At 63.0% G+C, this 4,834-nt stretch carries 6 protein-coding genes; all 6 read left to right on the top strand.

Features of this window, described 5'->3' with window-relative positions; all coding sequences use genetic code 11:
• A partial coding sequence (locus tag ACIQ42_RS15985; protein ID WP_397423238.1) for a dipeptidase occupies positions 1 to 861 on the top strand: 861 nt, incomplete at its 5' end.
• Between the two features lie 7 nt (positions 862 to 868).
• Entirely contained in the window at positions 869 to 1,237 is a 369-nt protein-coding gene (locus tag ACIQ42_RS15990) for a hypothetical protein (RefSeq protein WP_397423239.1), read from the top strand.
• Complete coding sequence (locus ACIQ42_RS15995; RefSeq protein WP_397423240.1) at positions 1,197 to 1,847, top strand: ABC transporter ATP-binding protein; 651 nt, start codon at positions 1,197 to 1,199, stop codon at positions 1,845 to 1,847. The genes ACIQ42_RS15990 and ACIQ42_RS15995 overlap by 41 nt, the downstream gene beginning before the upstream one ends.
• Positions 1,844 to 3,109, top strand: coding sequence for an FtsX-like permease family protein (locus ACIQ42_RS16000; protein ID WP_397423241.1), 1,266 nt, complete (start codon positions 1,844 to 1,846; stop codon positions 3,107 to 3,109). Before ACIQ42_RS15995 ends, ACIQ42_RS16000 begins: the two co-directional genes overlap by 4 nt.
• A gap of 10 nt (positions 3,110 to 3,119) precedes the next feature.
• Positions 3,120 to 3,617 carry a DUF3299 domain-containing protein gene (locus tag ACIQ42_RS16005; RefSeq protein WP_397423242.1) on the top strand — a complete coding sequence of 166 codons (498 nt, stop codon included), beginning with the start codon at positions 3,120 to 3,122 and terminating at the stop codon, positions 3,615 to 3,617.
• A 103-nt stretch (positions 3,618 to 3,720) separates the two neighbouring features.
• On the top strand, positions 3,721 to 4,834 hold a 1,114-nt coding region (locus ACIQ42_RS16010; protein ID WP_397423243.1), incomplete at its 3' end, for a GTP-binding protein.

Here is a 4,834-nt window from a genome sequence, read left to right on the forward strand (position 1 = left end):
GAACTGGCTGTTCGCGCCGGTGATGCGGAACGGATCGTCAAGTCCGGACGGCTGGTGGTCTACCAAAGCATCGAAAATAGCTATCCCCTTGGGGAAGACGTCAGTCTGTTGAAGACCTTCTATGACCTGGGTGTGCGCATGGCCGCCCCGGTGCATGGCGCCAACAATCAGTTCGCCGATAGCGCGACCGATCCCGTGAGGCGCTGGGGCGGCCTCAGCCCCCTGGGACGGGCCTGGCTGCAGGAAGCCAATCGCCTGGGCATTGTGGTCGACGGTTCCCACGCCTCGGACGAAACCATCGAGCAGCTGGTCGAACTCTCCAAGACCCCGATCATTCTCTCTCATCATGGCGCCAAGTCAGTCTTTGACCATCCCCGCAACCTTGATGACGACCGGCTGCGCAAGGTCGCCGCGTCGGGGGGCGTGGTGCAGATGAACTCGATGTATGTCTTCGGGGGGACAAACTATCCGGAGCTGCGCGCCAAGCAGGGAGCCCTTCGCTTCCAGCTGGCGCGCTGGGCGCAACTCACGCCGGCGGAACGCAAGGCGCTCACCGCCGAGATCGCCGGTCTGGACACCACATATCCCAATTGGCGGGGATCCTTTGAAGACTACATGGCCAATATCCTTCACGTGTTGAAGGTTGTTGGACCTGATCATGTTGGCATGGGCGCAGACTGGGATGGTGGCGGTGGCGTCCGCGACTTCGACAGCGTGGCCGAACTGCCAAAAGTCACGGCGCGGCTCCGCGCTGCAGGATACTCCGAGGCAAACCTTGCTAAAATCTGGGGGGGCAATGTGCTGCGCCTGATGGCCCAGGCCGAGGCTTACAGCCAAAGTTTGAAGCCTGCGACACCCTGAAGAGGGATTGGTAGGCAAGCACTATTCGATATGTTATATCGTATCTGAATTGGGGGCTCGAATGCGCTGGATGATCGGAATCGCTTTCGTCGGCAGCCTTGCCGCAAGCCGAGCCTCAGCGTGTGACTATCACGAAGGTTTTGGTCTCATCGGTGGGCAGACCTACGACGGATATGAAGGCTATGGCACCACGCGCGAGGCCATGGCGATTGAGCGCCGTGAGCGCGCGATGGAGGCGGCAAAGCAGAGTTTCCTGACCCGCTTCAACATTCGCGCGGATGATCCCGCCCAGTTCAGCGTCGCGCCTGACACCGCTTCCATGAAACAGAACATCGATGTTGATCGACGCGCAGAGCCTGCTGCACAGGATCGCTGACCGGACCATTCTGGACTTGCGGGAATTTCGGGTGACACAGGGCGAGCATGCTTTGCTCCTGGGTCCCTCTGGAAGCGGCAAGACCACTCTGATCAACATTCTCACCGGATTGATGACTCCGACGTCGGGAACGGTGTTGATTGACGGTCGTCCAATGACGGGGGTGAGCCCCGCAGCGCGCGACGCCTTGCGGCGCGACCGCATCGGTCTGGTGTTTCAGACCCTGCGCCTGGTTTCGGCGCTGACCGTGCGTCAAAACCTGTCGCTTGCGCAGAACCTGGGGCCAAGCGCCAGTGATCCCGCCGAAATCAACACACTGATCGAACGCGTGGGTCTTTCGCATCGCGCCGACGCCAGACCCCGAGACCTCAGTCAGGGCGAGAGTCAGCGGGCCGCGATCGCCCGCGCGCTCTGCACGCGTCCGGCGCTCCTGGTGGCGGACGAGCCGACGTCGGCGCTGGATGACACCAACGCCCAGTCGATGATTGACCTGTTGCTTAGCAGCGCGGCCGCAAGCGGTTCGACCTTGCTGATCGCGACCCACGACCACCGCATTCGTGCCCGCTTCGCCCATGCCGTCGAACTGCAGCCGCTGGCGGTTGCCGCGTGACGCTCACAGGGCTGTCCTTCGCCTATCTGCGCGACCGCGCCCTGAATACCGGGCTGAACGTGCTGCTGCTCGCGCTTGCGGTCGCCACCATGGTGATCCTGGTGCTGTTTGGCGCTCAACTTGGCGAACGGTTCGAACGCGACGCCCGGGGGATCGATCTGGTGGTGGGGGCGAAGGGCTCGCCGATGCAGTTGATCCTATCGAGCGTCTATCATGTGGATGTGCCGACCGGGAACATCCCACTGGACACCCTGGACACGCTGCGGCGCGACCCGACCGTCGCTGCGGCCATTCCACTGGCGCTCGGCGACAATTTTCGAGGTTTCCGGATTGTGGGAACCGAGGCCGGTCTGATCGAAAACTATGCCGGTCGGCTGGCGCAAGGGCAACTGTGGCGGGCGTCAGGCGAGGTGGTGATCGGCGCCGAGGTTGGGCGTGAGACCGGCGCCAAGCTGGGCCAGAAATTCCTCGGCTCTCACGGCCTGTCGGCGGAAGGCGGCAATGAACACGAAGCGCATCCCTTCCAGGTAGTGGGTGTGCTGGCGCCCACCGGAACGGTGCTGGACCGCCTGATCCTCACGTCGGTCGACAGCGTCTGGGACGTGCATGGCATTCTTCATGATGACCACGCCGAGGGCGCGCACGACCATCATGATCATGAGCATGAACCGGAGACCGAGGTCGCCAACGCCAGCGTCCGTGCTCATGAGAGTAAGCCGGAAGTCACGGCCATTCTCGTCCGCTACCGGTCTGCATTGGCCGCCGTTCGTCTTCCGGCCTTTATCAACCGACAGACCGCGCTGCAGGCGGCGGTTCCGGCGGTCGAGACGACGCGCCTCCTGGCGCTGCTGGGCGTCGGACTTGATGCGGCGCGGGCCTTTGCTGCCCTGCTCTTGCTCTCGGGTTGCCTTTCGATTTTCGTGGCCCTCTACACGGCGCTTCGACAGCGTGAGGCCGATATGGCGATGTTGCGCGTGATGGGTGCGAAACCGTTGGCGATCTTCGCCCAGGTGATTTCCGAAGGTCTGCTGCTCGCCGCCGCCGGCGCGATCCTTGGCCTCTTGCTCGGGCACGGCGTCGTGGCACTCGCCGTCGCGAGTTTCGAGCAGCTGCGAGAGGTTGGCCTCACGGCCTGGCGCTTTGAACCGGCCGAGGGCTCGATCGTCCTGGCGACACTCGGGGCCGGGGCGGTCGCCGCGCTTCTGCCGGCCCTTCGCGTCTTCGGCGTTGATATCGCCCGAACCCTCTCTCATGCCCGATAAGGAGATCGTCGTGCACGACCGCCGCACCTTCGCCGCCATGGCCCTGGGTCTTGTCGCCAGCCCGGCCTTTGCGGCGCTGCAGCCTAGCCCAAGGCCACTGGCACCCACGGAATCTGTCTGGAAACCCGCTGACACGCCGCCTGGGGGAATCTCCTGGACGCTGCTGGAGTCCACAAAAGAAGTTACCCGCACGGATGACAAGGGGTTCATCCGCTCTAAGCCGCTGTTTCCACCTGGCGTGCAGGCCCTGAACGGCAAGGTGGTTAAGGTCTCTGGCTACATGATGCCGCTCCAGAACGGCACGCTGCAGAAGCACTTTGTGCTGCTGGCCTATCCGCCGGACTGCCCGTTCCATCTCAACCCCAGTCCCATGCAGTTCATCGAGGTGAAGTCGCCCGTCGGGCTCGGGTTCGATTACCGCGTGAAGACCATCCAGGGTACGTTGACCCTCGGCGGCCAGGACGAGGGTGGCATCTTCTATCGGATCGCGGACGCAAGGCCGGCATAGCGTTTTCGCCGCGATTCCGGGCGGGAGGCTGACCTCCATCCTCGGACACAGGCGCGGCTAAGGCTCCTGATTGCGGGCGGCCTGTAGTTCGGCGGCTCCAGAGATGCAAAGCCCTCTCATTGCGCTGTGCATCAAGCGATCTCATTCCCGCTCCGAAGGCGATTGCGGTTGCAAGCTGGCAACATCAGAGTTATGTTATAACATAACAACACAAAAGATGAGACTGATGATGCGGCAGTTGCCGGTGACGGTGCTTTCAGGGTTCCTGGGAGCCGGAAAAACCACGTTGCTCAATCACATCCTCCGCAACCGCGAGGGCAAGCGGGTCGCCGTCATCGTGAACGACATGAGCGAGGTGAACATCGACGCCGCCCTCGTCCGGGGTGGGGACGCGGATTTGTCGCGCACGGAAGAGCGGCTTGTGGAGATGAGTAACGGCTGCATTTGCTGCACGCTGCGCGAAGATCTGCTGGCGGAAGTGCGGCGCCTCGCAGCCGAGGGTCGTTTCGACTATCTGCTGATCGAGTCGACCGGAATCTCCGAGCCGATGCCGGTGGCGGCCACCTTCGATTTTATCGAGGAATCCGGGGACTCGCTGCGCGACGTCTCTCGGCTCGACACTCTTGTGACCGTGGTCGACGCGTTCAACTTCCACCGTGACTACGCCAGCCGCGATTTCCTGGCCGACCGCGGTGAGAGCCTCGGCGAGGGCGATGTCCGAACTGTCGTGAACCTGCTCGTTGATCAGATCGAGTTCGCGGATGTCATTGTCCTTAGCAAGGTCGATCTGGTGACCTCACAGGCCCTCCGCGAGGTCAAAGCCATCTGCCGCATGCTGAATCCTGGCGCGCGTATCGTGACGGCGAAGCACGGCGAGGTGCCGCTTTCCGAAGTCCTGGATACCGGCCGGTTCGATATGCTTAAGGCGCAGAGTGCGGCGGGCTGGCGGCAGGCTCTGGAGTTCGGGAAGACCCCGGAGACCGAAGAGTACGGCGTCACCAGTTTCATCTATCGCGCCCGCCGACCGTTTCATCCAGATCGGCTGATGGAAGTGTTTAACCGGGAATGGCCGGGTGTCTGGCGATCAAAAGGGTTCTTCTGGCTCGCCACGCGGATGCACCAGGTCGGGACGTGGAGTCAGGCCGGGGCCGTGGTGACCCACGAGTGGGGTGGCCATTGGTGGGCCGCTATCCCGCCCGAGCGGCGGCCTCAGGACT

It is taken from the genome of Phenylobacterium sp. (assembly GCF_044372605.1).
Classification (GTDB): domain Bacteria; phylum Pseudomonadota; class Alphaproteobacteria; order Caulobacterales; family Caulobacteraceae; genus Phenylobacterium.